Below are 16,850 nucleotides of genomic sequence, written 5' to 3'. Positions count from 1 at the left end.
AAACGTCTAGCACTTGGAGAGGCAATGAGCGAATCCACACAGGCGTGGGTCGCGGCCGGGGTCCGTGCCGTGATCGGCGCGCACACCCAGGCCCAGGACGCCGGCCGCACCGACGACATCGTCGCGCTGTACGCGCCCGACGGGATCCTGGAGCTGCCGGGCATGGACCCGGTGCAGGGGCACGACGCCCTGCGCGCGGCCTTCAAGGGCTGGGCTCCCACGCAACCGCAGCTGCACCTCGTGGGCAACACCGTCGTCACCGCCTCCGGGCCGGACGAGGCGACCGCGACGAGCGACGTGGCCTTCTTCCTGCGGGGCGAGTCGGGCTGGGCACCGCAGGTCGTCGGCCACTACGAGGACACACTGCGGCACGTCGACGGCACCTGGCTCATCCAGCGGCGGGTGACCGTCTTCCAGGCGTAGTCCGCCCCGTTCCGTCCCCGTCCGCTCCATCCCTTCCGTAACTGCTGAGAGAAGAAGACACATGACCATCTCCGCCGAAGAAGCCCTGGCCGGCGTGCAGTCCGTCATCGCGGCCTACGCGCACGCCATCGACGCGGGCGACGCCGGCAGCGTCGCCGACCTGTTCACGCAGGACGGTGTCTCCGAGATCGCCGGTCAGGGGACCTTCGAGGGCCGCGACGAGATCCGCAAGGCCTACGGCGCGTTCACCCCGCAGGCTCCGCAGCTGCACCTGGTCGGCAACACCGTCCTCACCTCGCCTCCCGGCGAGGAGGTGACGGCCAGCAGCAACCTGGTGTTCTTCGCGCGGGGCGAGCAGGGCTGGGCCGTCCAGCTCGTCGGGAGCTACGAGGACACGGTGGTCCTCGTGGACGGGGCGTGGAAGTTCCGCAGGCGGGTCACGTCCTTCCAGTGACCCGGTACGGATGAGCGCCCGTGCCGCCGGTCCCGCCCCGTGACGGGACCGGCGGCACGGGCGCCGGTCTGTTCAGTCCTGCTTCTGGTCCGCCTTGGCGAAGGAGAACGCGGGGAAGCCGTTCTCGGTGGACTCGTTGATCAGTTCCTTGAGCTTCCATCGGCCGGTCGGGTTCAGCAGCTGTTTGATCGCCTTGCCGGGGATGTTCGCCCCGTAGAAGTAGCTGCTCTTCAGGAAGGAGGACTGGCTCTCGCTGTCGTTGACCAGGTTCGTCCACTCCTCCTCCGCGGCCGCGGAGAGCGCGACGACGTCGTGGCCGTGGTCGCGTGCGTGCACGAGGACGTCCATCACGTAGTCGACCTGGTCGCCGGAGTAGCGCGGATTGTTGCCGAGGGCGCCGTGCGGTCCGCCGGGGAAGAAGAAGTTCGGGAAGCCGGCGGTCGCGACGCCCAGGTACGTCGACGGACCGTCCGCCCAGTACTCCTTGAGCGCGAGCCCGTCACGGCCCCGCACGCCCAGCCGGTTCAGGGCGCCGGTGCCGAAGTCGTAGCCGGTGGCCCAGATGATGATGTCGACCTCGTGCACGCCCTCCGCGGTCTCGATGCCGGTCTCGGTGATGCGGATGATCGGCGTCTCGTTGATGTCGACGAGGTGGACGTTCGGCTTGTTGTACGCCTCGTAGTAGCCGGTGCCGAACGGGGGCCGCCGGCCGCCGTAGCCGTGCCCCTTGGGGATGAGTTTCTCGGCCGTCGCCGGATCCTTGACGATGGAACGGATCTTGGCGGCGATGAACGCGCAGAACTCCTCGTTGACCGTGGGGTTCGTGGTCATGTCGTAGTAGTGCTCGGAGAGCTTGGTGAAGCCGGGGCTGTTCCACTTCTGCTCGTAGAACTCCTGCCGTTGCTCCGGGGTGTCGTCCAGGCCCGAGCGCATGGTGATCTGGTGCAGGAACCCGCTGACCGAGGTGTTCAGCGTGTCGCGGATGGACTCGAAGTTGGCCTTCAGATCCGCCTGCTCCTCGGGCGTGATCGGCCGGTTGTTCAGCGGCGTGAGCCAGTCGGCGACCTTCTGGTACACCGTGAGGGAGGCCACCTCGTCGGCGATCGCGGGGACGATCTGCACGCCGCTGGAGCCGGTGCCGATCTGGGCCACCCGCTTGCCGGCGAAGTCCACGGGCGTCTTCGGCCACCGTCCGGTGTGGTGCTGCTCGCCGCGGAAGTCCGCGCGCCCGGGGATGTCCGGGATGAACGGCACCGAGAGGATGCCGGTCGCCGCGACCACGAACCGTGCCCGGCGTTCCGTGCCGTCCTCCGTCCGGACGGTCCAGGTGCCCGACGGCTCGTCCCAGACGGCCGAGGTCACCTTGGCGCCGAAGGAGATGTGCCGGCGCAGGTCGAACCGGTCGACCACGTGGTTGAAGTACCGCTCGATCTCCGGCTGGCCGGCGAAGTGCTCCGACCACTCCCACTCCTCCCACAGCTCCTTGGAGAACAGGTAGCCGTAGGTGTAGCTCTCGGAGTCGAAGCGGGCCTGGGGGTAGCGGTTCCAGTACCAGGTGCCTCCCACACCCGTGCCGGCCTCGATCAGCTGCGCCGAGAAGCCGGCCTCGCGGGCCCGGTAGAGCTGGTAGATGCCGGTGACCCCGGCGCCGATCACCAGTACGTCGACGACACCGACGCCCTGCTCCGGTGCCTGTGCCTGCGCGGCGGGCGCCGCTTCCGGCGCCTTCGTCGATTCGCTCATCTGCCCTCCAACGTGACAGGGGCCGCTGCTCCCGCGTGCGCCTTGAATGATGTTTCGACCAGTCGGTCGAATATTCAGGCCGAGCGTAAGGGAGGGGGTGGGCCCGATCAATGGTCTGGGGTCGCGGGTTTTCGGGTCCCCGGGTGATCTCGCCGCACGGCGGGCTCGGTCCGCGGCGCGGACGACCGGATCGGCGCGATGGATTGATTGTACCGACCGTTTGAATTAACTTTCGCTCAGGCGAACCGCACAATGTCGTGGCAGAGGAGTCGCACATGACGACCGAGGACGTCCAGGAACCCACCGTGGCGGGGGCCGGGACCACCGCCGATCTGCGAGCCGCCGGCTGGAAGGCCATGCGCGCGGCCCTGCCGGGGGTCTTCCCGGAAGGGGAGGTCGACCTCCGCGACGGCCGTCTCGGGGAGGAACTGGTCGACATCGGTCTGACCAGCGTCTGGGGCGCGATCTGGGCCCGTGAGGGGCTCGCCCCCCGGGACCGCAGCCTGGTCACGCTCGGCCTCCTGATCGCGCTGGGCGCCGAGACCGAGTTGAAGACGCACGTCCGGGTCGCGCTGACCAACGGACTGACCAAGGACGAGATCGCCGAGGTCATCTACCACTCCGCCGGCTACGCGGGCTTCCCCCGCGCGGTGGGGGCCCGCACCGCGGCGCGCGAGGCGCTGGGCGAGTGACGGGGGCCGTACGCCACCCGCGCCAGGCACACCTCCCGCACCAGGCACACAAGGAGCACGCATGACCCTGCAAGGAAAGGTCGCGGTCGTCACCGGCGGCGCCCGCGGAATCGGACGGGCGATCGCGGTCGTCCTCGCCTCGCGCGGCGCGGCGGTCGCCGTCTGGGACCTGAACGCCGAAGGCGCGGAGAAGACCGTGGCCGAGATCCAGGAGGCGGGCGGCACCGCGATCGCCGTGGCCGGCGACGCCGCCGACGCCCCGGCCGTCGCCGCCGCGGCGGCCCGGACCCGCGAGGAACTGGGCGCCGTCACGATCCTCGTCAACAACGCCGGGACCACCGCCTACGTGCCCTTCACCGGCATCAGCGAGGCGGCCTGGGACCGCATGATCGGCATCAACCTCAAGGGGCCGTTCCTGGTCACCAAGGAACTGGTGCCGGACATGCTGGCGGCGGGCTGGGGGCGGATCGTCAACATCTCGTCCTCGTCCGCGCAGACCGGCGCCCCCGCCATGGCCCACTATGCGGCCTCCAAGGGCGGCGTCATCGGCCTCACCCGGGCCCTGGCGATCGAGTACGCCGACAAGGGCATCACCGTCAACCACGTCCCGCCGGGCTTCATCGACACCCCGCTGGTCCGCGAGGGTCCCGTCGACGTGGAGGCGGCCGCGGCCACCATGCCCATGAAGCGGGCCGGGCAGCCGGAGGACATCGCCTACGCGGTGGCCTACCTCGCCTCCGAGGAGGCCGGTTACGTGACCGGCCAGAGCCTCAGCGCCAACGGCGGGCGCTACCTCCTCTGAGCCCCGCCGGGCACGACCGGCACGTTGGCGGTGGGCCGTCCAGCCTCGCGCCGGGCGCTGTCCTGCGCGCGAGGCGTCCGGACATGATCCGAGCCGCCTCCTTATATGGACCGAATTGATTATGGCGACCGGTCGGTCTATTTTTCGGAGACGGACACCGCACCAGAGACCCAAACGGAGTCACGCATGACGATCGACGGCATCGCCAGGGGGAACACGGTCGGCGAGGTGCTCGCATGACCGCCCCGGACCGCGTGCTGGTGGTGGGCGCCTCCGCGTCCGGGCTGACCACCGCGGAAGCACTGCGGCGCAAGGGGTACACCGGCGCCCTCACCGTACTCGGCGACGAGCCCCACGCACCGTACGACCGGCCCCCGCTGTCCAAGCAGGTCCTCGCCGGCGAGTGGGAGCCGAAGCGGGCCGCGCTGCGCACCGAGGACGTCCTGTCGGCCCTGGACGCCGAGTTCGCGCTCGGCGACCCGGCCGTCGCGCTGGACCCGGCGACCCGGACCGTGCGCACCGAGTCCGGCCGGGAGCTGTCCGCCGACGCCGTCGTGATCGCCACCGGCGTACGGGCACGGCGGCTGCCCGGCCAGGACGCGCTCGCCGGGGTGCACGTGCTGCGCACCCTCGACGACGCACTGGCCCTGCGCAAGGACCTGCTGGCCGGCCGGCGGCTGGTGGTCGTCGGCGAAGGCGTCCTCGGCTCCGAGATCGCGGCCACCGCGTGCAAGCTCGGCCTCGACGTCACCCTGACCGGCCCCCTCGACGCGCCCATGGCTCTGCAGGTGGGCCCGCTGGTGTCCGGCGTGCTGGCCGAACTGCACACCGAACGCGGTGTCCGGCTGCGCCTGGGCCAGGGCGTCGTCGGGCTCACCGACGACGGCGCGGGCCGGGTGGCGGGCGTGCGGCTCGCCGGCGGAGAGACACTGCCGGCCGATGTCGTGGTCGTCGCGATCGGCGCCGTACCGGCGACGGAGTGGCTCGCGGACAGCGGGCTGCGGCTGGACAACGGCGTGGTCTGCGACGCCCGCTGCCGGGCCGCGGAGGGCATCTACGCCGTCGGCGACGTGGCCCGCTGGCACCACGAGCGGCTCGGCCGCCCGGTCCGCCTGGAGAACCGTACGAACGCCACCGAGCAGGCCATGGCGGTGGCCGCGGCGATCCTCGGCGAGGACCGGCCGTACGCGCCCGTCCCGTACTTCTGGACGGACCAGTTCGACGCCAAGCTCCAGGTGCACGGCTTCCTGCCGGCCGAGGCCGAAGTCGACGTCGTCGAGGGAGATCTGACGGCCCGTCGCTTCGTCGCTCGCTACCGGCTGGACGGCGTGGTCACCGGAGTCCTCGGCTGGAACATGCCCAAGCAGGCCCGGGTGCGCCGACAGGAGATCGTCGACGCCTTCCGTACCCCCATCCCCACCCCCTGAACGAGCTGGAGAGATCCCATGAAGGTCGTCGTCGACGAGGAGAAGTGTGTCGCGGCCGGACAGTGCGTGGCCGCCGCCATGGACGTGTTCGACCAGCGCGAGGACGACGGCATCGTCGTGGTCCTCAACGAGAACCCGCCCGCGGAACTGGCCGACGAGGTCCGCAACGCGGCCGCGGTCTGCCCGGCGCTGGCCATCCGCATCGAGGAATAGCCCACCCGCCGCTCGCTCCTCCCCCCACCCCGTCACCGTAGGAGAACCCATGGCCGAGGCAGAGGCCCGAACCGCCCCCGACGAGCAGGTCTACCACTACCAGGACGACCGGGACGCCAAGTGCCCCTTCGCCCCGCCGCCCGGGCTGCGTGCCCTGAACGAGAAGGGGCCGGTCACCCGGGGCCGGATCTGGGACGGCAGCACCCCCTGGCTCGTCACCGGACACGCCGCCCAGCGCGCCATCCTGTCCGACCCCAGGGTCAGCTCGGACGACAAGCAGGCCGGTTTCCCCTACCCGAACCGGGCCATGGCGGAGACGGCGCACCTTCACCCGCTCACGATCTTCAACGCGGACGGCGCCGACCACACCCGGATCCGCCGCATGATGACCCGGCCCTTCACCCGTCCCCGGATGGAGGCGCTGCGGCCCGAGATCCAGCGGATCACCGACGACCTCATCGACAAGATGCTCGCGGGCCCCAAGCCGGTCGACCTGGTGCACGCGCTGTCGCTCCCGCTGCCCTCGCTGATGATCTGCGCACTGCTCGGAGTGCCGTACGACGACCACGAGTTCTTCCACGAGCACGCGTCCTTCGCCACCCGCAGCGACAAGACCACCGAGGAGCAGAACCGCGCCAACCAGGCGCTGGGCGGCTACCTGGCGGCACTCCTCCAGAAGAAGATGGAGGAGCCGGGCGAGGACGTCCTCTCGGACTTCGCCGCGCGCATCAACGACGGCGACCTCACCCTTCCCGAAGCCACCCTGCTCTCCATGATCCTGCTGATCGCCGGTCACGAGACCAGCGCGACGATGATCACGGTGGGCACGGCGCTGCTCATGGACAATCCCGAGCAGCTGGCCAGGCTGCGCGAGATCGAGGACACCAAGGACGCGGCACCCGCCGTCGAGGAGATCCTGCGCTACCTGACCGTCGCCCAGTTCGGGCAGCGCCGGATCGCCGCCGAGGACTTCGAGTTCGAGGGCGCCGAGATCAAGGCCGGTGACGGCATCGTCGTCCCGCTGCCCGCCGGCAACTGGGACCCGCAGGCGTTCCCCGACCCGGAGAAACTCGACCTCACCCGGGACTCCCGGCACCACCACGCCTTCGGCTGGGGCATCCACCAGTGCCTGGGCCAGCAGCTCGCGCGCATCGAGCTGCAGGTCGTCTACGGCACCCTCTACCGGCGCATCCCGACCCTGCACCTCGCGGTCGACCGGGACGAACTCGAATTCCGGCCGTCCGACGCGCTCGCCTTCGGCATCGGCGAGCTGCCGGTCACCTGGTAGCCGGGGCGTCCCGAAGGCCCCGCACCATCCGCCGGTTCCGCCCGCCCGGACGGGACCGGTGTTCCGTATCCCGCACGCAACCGTCGCACAACAGGAGTCAGGCATGAGCAAGTTGAGCTTCGAAGGGCGCGTCGCCGTGGTCACCGGCGCGGGTCGTGGCATCGGCCGGGCCCATGCCCGCCTCCTGGCGGCACGCGGGGCCAAGGTCGTCGTCAACGACCTGGGCGGTTCCATGGAGGGCGACGGCTCGGACGCGGGTCCCGCGCAGAAGGCCGTCGACGAGATCACGGCGGCGGGCGGCGAGGCCGTCGCGGACACCCACGACGTCTCCACGCCGGCCGGAGGCCAGGCGATCGTCGACACCGCGGTGGAGCATTTCGGCCGCATCGACATCCTCGTCAACAACGCCGGGATCATCCGCTACGCGGGCCTGCCCGACATCGACGCGGAGAACCTGGAGCGCCACCTCGCCGTGCACCTCGTCGGCTCGTTCAACACGATGCGCGCCGCCTGGCCGCACTTCGTGGAGCAGCAGTACGGCCGGGTCGTCCTGACCACCTCCAGCGGCATGTTCGGCATGGACAACAACCTGTCGTACGCGGCCGCCAAGGCGGGCACGGTCGGCATGGCCCGCAGCGCGAAGCTGGCGGGGGAGCCGCACAACATCAAGGTCAACCTGATCGCACCGGCCGCCATGACCCGGATGGGCGGCGGCCCCGAGGAGGAGCCCGCCGCGGCCGCCCCCGGCATGCCGTACATGCCGTCCGACGCCGTCGCGCCCATGGTCGCCTACCTCGCGCACGAGAGCTGCCCGGTCAGCGGCGAGATCTACACGGCAGGCGCGGGACGCTTCGCACGCCTGTTCCTCGCCTCCACGGAGGGCTACGCCCACGAGGCCGGTCCGGCCTCGGTGGAGGACGTGGTCGCGAACTGGGAGGCCATCAACGACGAGAAGGGCTACTACGTGCCCTCCGACCTTATGGCGTGGACCGGGGCCTTCCTGAAGCACCAGTTCCAGCTCGGGACGGGGGCCGCGGACTCGTGAGCGGCGTCTGACGACACCGGGCTCCCTGCCCTTCTGTTCCCTCCTGAGCTTTTCTGGGCTCTTTCGTTGCCGCGCGAACTCTGATGTTCGCGCGGCATTTTTGTGCTGTCTCGGAAGCGACCGCCTCATCGAACTTTCTCCGGTTCGAAGGATTGATTGTACCGACCGTTAGGTCTACGTTACGTGCGACGCCCGTACCTGAGCGTCCCCGCATCTCCCCTGGGCCGACGAGATACGTCGGCGACCCGGATCGGCCCGCTCACCGCTGTGCCGTCCGATCTCCCCTCCGGCAAGGCGCACCAGGCCGTGTCTGTCCGCGGCGGCTTCCCGCGCCCCCGACCGTCCACGGAAGGCCCCCATGTCCCAGACGCAGACCGTTCCGCCAAAGGCGGACGACAGATCCCGCTCCACCACACGCAACGTGCTCGTCGTCGTCGCGCTGTTGTGGACGGTCCAGCTCGTGTCGCTCGTCGCCGCGCTGTCCGGCATCGCCCAGGCCGACGTCGCGATCCACTTCCGGACCACCCAGATCGCCTGGTTCACCCTGATGACCCTGCTGACAGGGACCTTCTTCCTGCCGTTCATGGTCAAGGGCGCCGCCCTGTTCGGCAAGAAGCGCGTCCTGCTCGTCGCCACCGGGCTCGGCTTCGCCGGCGACCTGCTCGCCGCCGTCGCCACCGACTACCGCACGCTGCTGATCGGACGCGGACTCGCCGGCGTCTACGCGGCCACGATGCCCATCGGCTACGCCATCACCCGCGACATCTTCCCGCGCCGCTGGGTCGGCATCGCCAGCGGCATCCTCGCCGGTGGCGTCGGCCTGGTCGCCTTCGGCGGACCGTTCCTGGCCGGCTGGCTGCTGGACGACTACGGCTTCCGCGGCGTGCTGTGGTTCATGGCCATCAGCACCGCGGTGAGCTTCGCGATGGTGGCGGTCTTCGTCCCGGAGAGCCCGGTCCGGCAGAGCACCGGCCGCATGGACTGGACCGGCGGGCTCCTCCTCGGCGCCGGGGTCACCGGGCTCGTGTACGCGGTCGGAGAAGGGGCCGACTGGGGCTGGGGCAGCGGGAAGTTCATCGGCTACGTCGCGGGCGCGGTGGTCGCGCTGATCGCCTTCCTGGTCGTCGAGCGCCGGGTGGCCGAGCCGCTGTTCCCGCCGGCCATGACCCGCCGCCGGCCCGTGTGGACCGTCCTGCTGGCCACCTCGGTGGCGGCCGGCTCGCTGAGCGCCGTCGGCGTGGTCATCCAGCTGCTGGTGCTGATGCCGAACATCCCGCACGTCTCCGAGGGCCTCGGCTGGTCCGGCACCCACAACGCCATCGTCACCAGCCCGATCAGCGCGATGATCATCGTGGGCGCCGTGGGCACCGGCTGGATCGCCCGCCGGGTGGACGCCCGGATCCTGCTGGCCGCCGGCGCCGCGCTCACCGTCGTCGGCTACGCCCTCGCCACGCACTTCCACGAGAACGGCCCGCAGATCGTGAGCTGGGGTGTGGCCGCAGGCCTCGGCACCGGCATGGTCGTCGCCGTCGTGCCCATCATGATCATCGAGGTGGTGACGCCCGCCGAGCAGGCTCTCGCCAACGGCGCCCAGAACCTCGCCCAGGGTGTCGCCCAGATCGTCGTCTCCCAGTTGGCCTTCGTGGTCATGGCCCAGCACGGAGTGGTCCTCAAGGGCACCCAGTTCTACCTCGACCAGGGCTTCGTCAACGGGCTCTGGCTCGTCGTCGGATGCGTGGCCCTCGGGATGCTGCTCGTCGCGCTCGTGCCGAAGCGTGCCCGCCTCGACGAGGCCGTCGAGACCCCGGCCGTGCAGGCGGCCTGAAGGGGTGTCGGTCCCATCGGGCGGGGGGGGGGGGGCCCCCCGCCGGGGGCCCCCGCGGGGGGGGGGGGGCGCGGGGGGGGGGGCCCCCCCGGGGGGGGGGGGCGCCCGCCCCGGGCCCCCCCCCCCCCGGCGTGGTCCGGGCCCCGTGTGGTGGAGCGGGCTACACCATGGTTCAGGGAGCCCGCTTCCTCGTGACGGCGGTCGCGTCACGGAATCGTGGAGGGCGGAGATCACGGGGGCGCCGAGCTCCCGTGCCCGAGGAATTCCGCAGGCGGTCGCGAGCAGCGCCGCCGTGAGAAGGGACCACCCCATGGCCGCCGACCGCCGCCGACGCATCACCGCTCTCGCCACCGTCGCAGCCGCCGTCACCCTGACCGCCGCCCTCGCCACCGGTTGCGACCCCGACGACTCGCTGGACTGCCTCACCAACGCCGACTCCATCGCCGACAGCATCACCGCCATCAACCAGGCGGGCGCGGACGCGGCCGAGGACCCGGCGAAGACCGGGCAGTCCATCACCACCATCGAGAAGAACCTGGACAAGATCAACGACAAGACGGACGACAGCAAGGTGGACAAGGCGGTCGACGAGCTCAACAAGGCCATCAAGGACTACAACAAGGCCATTCTGGACGGCGACACGAATCCCGACCCGAGCGGGATCGACGCCGCGGCGGCCCGCCTGAGGACGGTGTGCACCCCGTGAGGCCGGCGGCGTGGAGTCCGTGAAGACGGCCGCGGGCGAGCCCGCGGTCAGGCTCCGGGCCTGCCGTGGCAGAGGTGTCCCGGCCCCGCCGGGGCCCGGACGCCGCCACCCGGGAGACACTCGTGCTGTGACGAGTGTCTCTAGTGAGGAGTGGCGCATGACCACGGTAGGTATTGCCACCGGTGCCGGTCGCGGGACGGGGCAGGCATGCGCGAGCCGTCTGGCCGACCTGGTGGACGTGCTGTTGCTGGTCGACCAGGACGAAGCCGCCGTGGCCGCGTACGCGAAGGACCTGTCGAGCCAGGGCAGGAAAGCCGTCGCCGAGCCGTTCGCGGGCACCACGGCCGACCGCGACGACGTGGCCCGGCTGGCCGGCCGGGCCGCGGAACTCGGTACGCTCCGGGCCGTCGTGCACGCGGAGAGCGTCACCCCGGAGGAGGCCGACTGGCGCACGGTCCTCCAGGGCGACTTCGTCGCGACCGCCCTGCTGGCGGAGGCGCTGCGCCCGCTGGCCACCGCCGGTACGGCGTTCGTGTACCTGGCCTCCGTGTCCCCGCTGATCGCCCACGTCGACCCCGACCCGGCGGTCGCGGCCGTCCTGGACGACCCGCTGCGGGAGGACTTCCTCGACCGGGTCCGCGACGCGGTGGGCCCGGCGCTCGAGGATCCCGCCTGGGTCTACCCGTGGGCCACCTACGGCGTGCACCGCTTCGTGCCGGCCGAGGCCGTGCGGCTCGGGCCGGTCGGTGCCCGGGCGTGCTCGCTGTCGCCCGGCGCGATCGACACCCCGGAGACGCGGCTGGAGATGGCCCGGCACGCGTCGGTACGGGAGCTCATCGAGCGCACGCCGGTGGGCCGCCCCGGGCGGTGCGAGGAGGTCGCCGCCGTCGCCGCGTTCCTGCTGTCCGACGAGGCGAGCTTCGTGAACGGCGTCGACATCGTGGTGGACGGCGGTCTGTGCGCGGCGATGCGGGACGAGTAGCGCCGGGGAGTGCTCTGTGTGTGGGGGGCGGGGAGTTGTGCGACTGCGGCTGCGTGGGGGCTGGTCGCGCAGCTCCTCCCCCAGCCTTCGGCCGGGGGCACCCCCAGCGCCCCTTCGGAGCGCTGGTTGATCCAGTCATTCTCGCTTGCGGTATTGGCATTCTCATTTTTCGCAAGTACCGTATCCGAACGATGAATGACTTCGCGCAGACCTCGTCCGGCATCCCGCTGAAGCCGGTCTACGGACCGGCGGACCGGGCTGCCGAGCCGCCCGCGCCGGGCACGTTCCCGTTCACGCGCGGCAACTACGCCTCCGGATACCGGGGGCGGCTGTGGACGCTCAGGCAGTACTCGGGGTTCGGCACCGCCGAGGAGTCGAACCGGCGTTACCGGTATCTGCTGGCGCAGGGCGGTACCGGCCTGTCCGTGGCGCTCGACCTGCCGACCCAGTGCGGCTACGACTCCGACGACCCCGAGGTGAGCGAGGAGGTCGGCCGGGTCGGCGTCGCCGTCGACACGCTGGCCGACGCCGAGGTGCTCTTCGAGGGCATCCCGCTGGACCGCACCAGCACCAGCTTCACCATCAACGGGACGGCGGCGATCCTGCTCGCCCTCTACGTGGCCGCCGCCGAGCGCGCGGGAGTACCCCGGGCCAAGCTCACCGGCACCATCCAGAACGACATTCTCAAGGAGTACGCCTCCCGCGGCACCTGGATCTGGCCGCCCGAGCCGTCCCTGAGGCTGATCGCCGACACCATCGAGTTCTGCGCGGCCGAGGTGCCGAGGTTCAACGCGATCTCGGTGGCCGGCGCGCACTTCCGCGACGCGGGCGCCAACGCCGTCCAGGAGATGGCGTTCACGCTCGCCGACGGCGTGACGTACTGCGACACCGTGCTGGAGCGCGGCCGGATGACGATCGACCGGTTCGCCCCGCAGGTCTCCTTCTTCTTCTACACGCACGGCGATTTCTTCGAGGAGATCGCCAAGTACCGTGCCGGACGCAGGCGTTGGGCGACCATCGTGCGGGAGCGGTACGGCGCCGCGGCCGACAGGGCGGCCATGTTCCGCTTCGGCTGCGTGGCCGGCGGCGCCTCGCTGTACGCCCCGCAGGCCCGCAACAACACCGTCCGGGTCGCCTACGAGGCCCTGGCGTCGGTGCTCGGCGGCGTCCAGTCGCTGTTCACCGCCGCCTGGGACGAGCCGTTCGCCCTGCCCAGCGAGGAGTCGGCCACCCTGGCCCTGCGCACCCAGCAGATCCTCGCCCACGAGACCGGCGTCGCCCGCGTCGCCGACCCGCTGGGCGGCTCGTACTTCGTGGAGGCGCTCACGGACGCCACGGAGGAGCGGATCGTCGAGATCATGGCGGACCTGGAGGCCCACGGCGGCATGGTCCGGGCGATCGAGGACGGCTATCTGCAGGGGCTCATCGCGGACGAGGCCTACCGTATCCACCTGGAGGTCGAGGGCGGCGAGCGGCCGGTGATCGGCGTCAACCGCCACGTCGACGAGCACGAGCCCGCCCCCGACATCGCCACCTACGCACTCGACGCGCGGGGCCGCGAGACCCAGCTGAAGCGGCTCGCGCGCGTCAAGGCCGAGCGCGACCCCGCCGACGTCCGCGCCCGGCTTGCCGCCCTCTCCCGGGCCGCCGAGGGCACCGACAACCTGATGGGCCCTCTGATCGACTGCGCCAACGCCTACTGCACGGTCGGCGAGATGGTCACGGCGCTGAAGGACGTGTGGGGCGAGTTCCGGCAACCGGTGGTGTTCTGATGGGGAATCCGGTGATGCATTCATGGGGAATCCGGTGATGCACTGATGGCGACTCGCATTCTCATCGCCAAGCCCGGCCTGGACGGCCACGACCGGGGCGCCAAGATCGTGGCAAGGGCGCTGCGCGACGCCGGATTCGAGGTCGTCTTCACCGGCATCCGGCAGCGCGTCGACGCCATCGTGGCCACCGCCGTCCAGGAGGACGTGGCGATGGTCGGCCTGAGCATGCTGTCCGGCGCCCATCTGGCGCTGACCGCACGGACCGTCGAGGGACTGCGGGCCGCCGACGCCGGTGACATCACGGTCGTCGTCGGCGGCACCATCCCGCCGGCGGACGTCCCGCGCCTGAAGGCCGCGGGCGCGGCGGGGGTGTTCCCCACCGGTACCCCCCTGGACGTCGTGGTCGCCGAGGTGCGCGCGCTCGCGACGTCCTCCTGACCCTCCGCGTGCGCGGAGCCCCGAACCCGGACCATCTGGAGGGAACGTGCGGATCGGTGTCATGATCGGGCCCGAGCGGGGCGACTCCGCGCGGAAGGTCTCGCGCATGATCGCGGACGTGGAGTGGGCCGAGAGCGCCGGGCTGGACACCGCCTGGGTGCCTCAGGTCCCGTCGGACTTCGACGCGTTGACCGCCGTGGCGCTGATGGGCGCGCGCACCTCCCGGATCGAGCTGGGCACCGCCGTCGTACCGCTGCAGGCCCAGCATCCCGTCGCGCTGGCCCGCCAGGCGCTGTCCGCTCAGGCGGCCACCGGCGGACGGCTCGCCCTCGGCGTGGGCCCCTCGCACCACTGGATCGTCCAGGGCATGCTCGGCCTGCCCTACGAGCGCCCGGCCGGTCTCACCCGTGACTACCTGGACGTCCTGGACGCGGCCCGCAGCGGCCCCGGCCCCATCGACGTCGAGAACGCCACCTACACCGTGCACAATCCGCTCGACCTGGCCCCGGTCGCCCCGCTGCCGGTCCTGCTGGCCGCCCTCGGCCCGGTCATGCTGGCCCTCGCGGGCGAGCGCGCCGACGGCACCGTGCTGTGGATGGCCGACGAACGCGCCGTCGCCGACCACGTCGTCCCCCGGATCACCAAGGCCGCCGAGGCCGCCGGGCGCCCCGCGCCGCGCGTCGTCGCCGGCATCCCGGTGTGCCTGTGCCGGCCCTCCGAGGTCGACGCGGCCCGGGAACGCGCGAACCGCATACTCGGAGAGGCCGAGATCTCGCCCAACTACCAGCGGATGCTGGGGTACGGCGACGCCGAGGACGTCGGCGACCTGTGCGCGACGGGCGACGAGGCGGCGATCGCGGCCCGGTTCAGGCGGTTCGCGGACGCGGGCGTCACCGACCTGTCCGTACGGCTGCTGCCCATCGGCGACGGCCGCGAGGAACTGATCGCCTCCAAGCGCCGCACCCGGGAGATGATCGCCGGCCTGGCGGCGGATTTCCGGTGAGCCCCGGCCCCCTCGCCGGCATCCGCGTCCTGGAGGTCGGCCACATCCTCGCGGGCCCCTTCGCCACGATGCTCCTCGCCGACCTCGGTGCCGAGGTCACCAAGATCGAGCCGCCCGGCGGCGACCTCTCCCGGCAGGTGGGCGACGCCTACTTCGCCAGCATCAACCGCAACAAGCGCAGCATCTGCCTCGACCTCACGACCGAGCGAGGGCGCCTGAGACTGGGCGAGCTGGCCGCCGAGGCGCACGCGCTGCTGGTCAACCTCAAGCCGTCGGTGATCCGGCGCCTGGGGCTGACGTACGACGGCCTGCGCCGCCACAACGAACGGATCGTGTGTGTCGCCGTCACCGGCTACGGCCTGGACGGCGGGGACGACCCGGCCTTCGACTACGTCATCCAGGCCGCGACCGGTGTGGCCGCGCTGACCGGCGACCCGGACGGACCGCCGACCCTGCCCGGGTACTCGTCCGTCGACAACTCCGCGGCCCTGACAGCGGCGTTGGGTTTGCTCGCCCAGATCGTCTCCGGGCGCGGCGGACAGGTCGACGTGGCGCTGCGGGACGTGATGCTCGCCCAGCTCAACTACCGTGCCTCCGCCTACCTCAACGACGGCGTCGAGCCGCGCCGCATGCCGGGCGGCGCGCACTCCTACTACGTGCCGGCCCAGCTCTTCCCCACCCAGGAAGGGCACTTGGCGCTGTTCGTCACCCACGACGGCTTCTGGCGCGGTTTCGCCGCCGAGGCCGGGATCGACGGCTTCTGGACGATGGCCGAGCGGGCCGCCCGCCGCGACGAGGTCCTCGCCGCCGTCACCCGCGCCCTGGCCGCCGACACGGCGAAGGGCTGGGAGGCGCGACTGCGCCCGCTCGGCATCCCGGCGGCGGCCGTGCGCACCCTGCCCGAGGCCCTGGACGCCACCCCGGAGATGATCGTCCGGGCGGGCGGCTACCGGCTGGTCGGCAGTCCGGTCCGGATCGCCGGACACGAGCCCGAGTTCCGGCCGCCGCCCCGGCTCGGCGAACACGGCTCACTCGTAGTGGACGGTGACTGACCCCGCGTCCGGGATGCCCTGGCAGGTGAGGACGTAGCCCTCGGCGACCTCCTCCTCGGTGAGCGCGTCGTTCACCCGCATCGTCGCGCTGCCCTCCGTCAGTCTGGCCATGCAGGTCGCGCAGTTGCCCGCCTCACAGGAGGACGGCGGGGTCAGGCCGGCCCGGCGGGCGGTCTGCAGCAGCGTCTCGTTCGGGTGCTTGCGCACCGACACGCGCCTGGTGCCGAGCTGGATCGTGACGGTGCCGGTGTCCTCGGCGGGAGCGGTCCCGTCCGGCACGGGCGTCGCCGCGTCGCCGCCGAACCGCTCGCTGAAGATGCGCCCGGGCCCGGGCAGCGCCGACTCCACGAGCGCCATGAAGGGCTCAGGACCGCACACGTACGCGTCCGCGACACCGTCCGGTCCGACGAACTCCCGTACCGCGGCCGGGTCGAGGAACCCGCGGTCGGCGTCGAGGTGCCGCACGACCGTCAGACGCCCGGGATACCGGGCGGCCAGGTCCTCCAGTGCCGAGCGGAAGATCGCCGCGTCGCGGTCGCGGTCGGCGCAGAGCAGCCGGACGCTCCGGCCGGTGCCGGCGAGGGTGCTCTTGGCCAGGGACAGGATCGGGGTGATGCCGCTGCCGCCGCTGAAACCGAGCAGCGGCGTCGCGGCCGGGCGCAGGCAGAACCGGCCGCGGGGCAAGGTCAGTTCGAGTTCGTCGCCCTCCCCGACACGGTCGATCAGCCAGTTGGAGACCTTGCCGTCCGGGACGCGCTTGACCGTCGTCATCAGCTCGGCGTCGCACTCCGGAGCGCTGGACATCGAGTACGAACGCAGCAGGTCGCGGCCGTCGACCCGGACCCGGAAGACACAGAACTGCCCGGCCTGGTACGAGAACGGGCCGTCCTGCGGGTCCAGCACGAAGGTCCGGGCGTCGGCGGTCTCCTGAACGATCTTGACGACGGTCGCGCGCCGGAACAGTGCGGGGCTCGCCATGGACGCC

17 protein-coding genes are annotated in these 16,850 nt (G+C 71.6%); 15 read left to right on the top strand and 2 right to left on the bottom strand.

All coding sequences use genetic code 11. The features are described from left to right. Window positions 1-24: 24 nt before the first annotated feature. Both ACZ4UV_RS22260 and ACZ4UV_RS22255 read left to right on the top strand, forming a co-directional pair. A complete protein-coding gene (locus ACZ4UV_RS22260) occupies window positions 25-423 on the top strand; it encodes a nuclear transport factor 2 family protein (RefSeq protein ID WP_467840045.1) in 399 nt (132 codons plus the stop codon). A gap of 61 nt (window positions 424-484) precedes the next feature. Next, window positions 485-877: a nuclear transport factor 2 family protein gene (locus ACZ4UV_RS22255; protein WP_390039162.1), complete on the top strand. Its 393-nt coding sequence runs from the start codon at window positions 485-487 to the stop codon at window positions 875-877. A gap of 72 nt (window positions 878-949) precedes the next feature. Here the strand turns inward: ACZ4UV_RS22255 and ACZ4UV_RS22250 are convergent, their stop codons facing one another. Next, entirely contained in the window at window positions 950-2,620 is a 1,671-nt protein-coding gene (locus ACZ4UV_RS22250) for a flavin-containing monooxygenase (RefSeq protein ID WP_467840041.1), read from the bottom strand. Between the two features lie 275 nt (window positions 2,621-2,895). On the opposite strand from ACZ4UV_RS22250, the gene ACZ4UV_RS22245 reads away from it, so the two are divergent. The 13 genes from ACZ4UV_RS22245 (at window position 2,896) to ACZ4UV_RS22185 (ending at window position 15,865) form a co-directional block, all read left to right on the top strand. Beyond that, window positions 2,896-3,312, top strand: a complete 417-nt coding sequence (locus tag ACZ4UV_RS22245) for a carboxymuconolactone decarboxylase family protein (RefSeq protein ID WP_451023215.1) — start codon at window positions 2,896-2,898, stop codon at window positions 3,310-3,312. A 61-nt stretch (window positions 3,313-3,373) separates the two neighbouring features. Further along, on the top strand, window positions 3,374-4,114 hold the full coding sequence (locus ACZ4UV_RS22240) for an SDR family NAD(P)-dependent oxidoreductase (RefSeq protein WP_390039156.1): 741 nt from the start codon (window positions 3,374-3,376) through the stop codon (window positions 4,112-4,114). Between the two features lie 236 nt (window positions 4,115-4,350). Next, window positions 4,351-5,541: an NAD(P)/FAD-dependent oxidoreductase gene (locus ACZ4UV_RS22235; protein WP_451022800.1), complete on the top strand. Its 1,191-nt coding sequence runs from the start codon at window positions 4,351-4,353 to the stop codon at window positions 5,539-5,541. 18 nt (window positions 5,542-5,559) lie between these two features. Beyond that, entirely contained in the window at window positions 5,560-5,754 is a 195-nt protein-coding gene (locus tag ACZ4UV_RS22230) for a ferredoxin (protein ID WP_266423071.1), read from the top strand. 49 nt (window positions 5,755-5,803) lie between these two features. Continuing rightward, window positions 5,804-7,042 (top strand): cytochrome P450, encoded by a 1,239-nt coding sequence (locus ACZ4UV_RS22225; protein WP_451022799.1) that lies wholly within the window; start codon window positions 5,804-5,806, stop codon window positions 7,040-7,042. Between the two features lie 103 nt (window positions 7,043-7,145). Further along, window positions 7,146-8,087: an SDR family NAD(P)-dependent oxidoreductase gene (locus tag ACZ4UV_RS22220; RefSeq protein WP_451022798.1), complete on the top strand. Its 942-nt coding sequence runs from the start codon at window positions 7,146-7,148 to the stop codon at window positions 8,085-8,087. Window positions 8,088-8,445: 358 nt separating this feature from the next. Then, entirely contained in the window at window positions 8,446-9,912 is a 1,467-nt protein-coding gene (locus ACZ4UV_RS22215) for an MFS transporter (protein ID WP_467840033.1), read from the top strand. A gap of 310 nt (window positions 9,913-10,222) precedes the next feature. After that, window positions 10,223-10,618 carry a hypothetical protein gene (locus ACZ4UV_RS22210; protein ID WP_467840030.1) on the top strand — a complete coding sequence of 132 codons (396 nt, stop codon included), beginning with the start codon at window positions 10,223-10,225 and terminating at the stop codon, window positions 10,616-10,618. A gap of 157 nt (window positions 10,619-10,775) precedes the next feature. Beyond that, window positions 10,776-11,600: an SDR family oxidoreductase gene (locus ACZ4UV_RS22205; protein ID WP_467840027.1), complete on the top strand. Its 825-nt coding sequence runs from the start codon at window positions 10,776-10,778 to the stop codon at window positions 11,598-11,600. Between the two features lie 191 nt (window positions 11,601-11,791). Beyond that, entirely contained in the window at window positions 11,792-13,372 is a 1,581-nt protein-coding gene (locus tag ACZ4UV_RS22200) for a methylmalonyl-CoA mutase family protein (protein WP_451023066.1), read from the top strand. Between the two features lie 45 nt (window positions 13,373-13,417). After that, on the top strand, window positions 13,418-13,810 hold the full coding sequence (locus tag ACZ4UV_RS22195; RefSeq protein ID WP_451023065.1) for a cobalamin B12-binding domain-containing protein: 393 nt from the start codon (window positions 13,418-13,420) through the stop codon (window positions 13,808-13,810). Window positions 13,811-13,856: 46 nt separating this feature from the next. Further along, the gene (locus tag ACZ4UV_RS22190; RefSeq protein ID WP_451023064.1) at window positions 13,857-14,813 is read left to right on the top strand and encodes a TIGR03564 family F420-dependent LLM class oxidoreductase; all 957 of its coding nucleotides are present in this window, start codon (window positions 13,857-13,859) and stop codon (window positions 14,811-14,813) included. Next, the gene (locus ACZ4UV_RS22185) at window positions 14,810-15,865 is read left to right on the top strand and encodes a CaiB/BaiF CoA transferase family protein (RefSeq protein WP_467840023.1); all 1,056 of its coding nucleotides are present in this window, start codon (window positions 14,810-14,812) and stop codon (window positions 15,863-15,865) included. Before ACZ4UV_RS22190 ends, ACZ4UV_RS22185 begins: the two co-directional genes overlap by 4 nt. Here the strand turns inward: ACZ4UV_RS22185 and ACZ4UV_RS22180 are convergent. Beyond that, window positions 15,842-16,843 (bottom strand): 2Fe-2S iron-sulfur cluster-binding protein, encoded by a 1,002-nt coding sequence (locus tag ACZ4UV_RS22180; RefSeq protein ID WP_451021985.1) that lies wholly within the window; start codon window positions 16,841-16,843, stop codon window positions 15,842-15,844. The two genes, ACZ4UV_RS22185 and ACZ4UV_RS22180, sit on opposite strands and share 24 nt — an antisense overlap. Between the last annotated feature and the right edge of the window lie 7 nt (window positions 16,844-16,850).

It is taken from the genome of Streptomyces sp. NPDC028289, from assembly GCF_055565975.1.
This window is presented reverse-complemented; position numbering and strand designations above follow the sequence as displayed.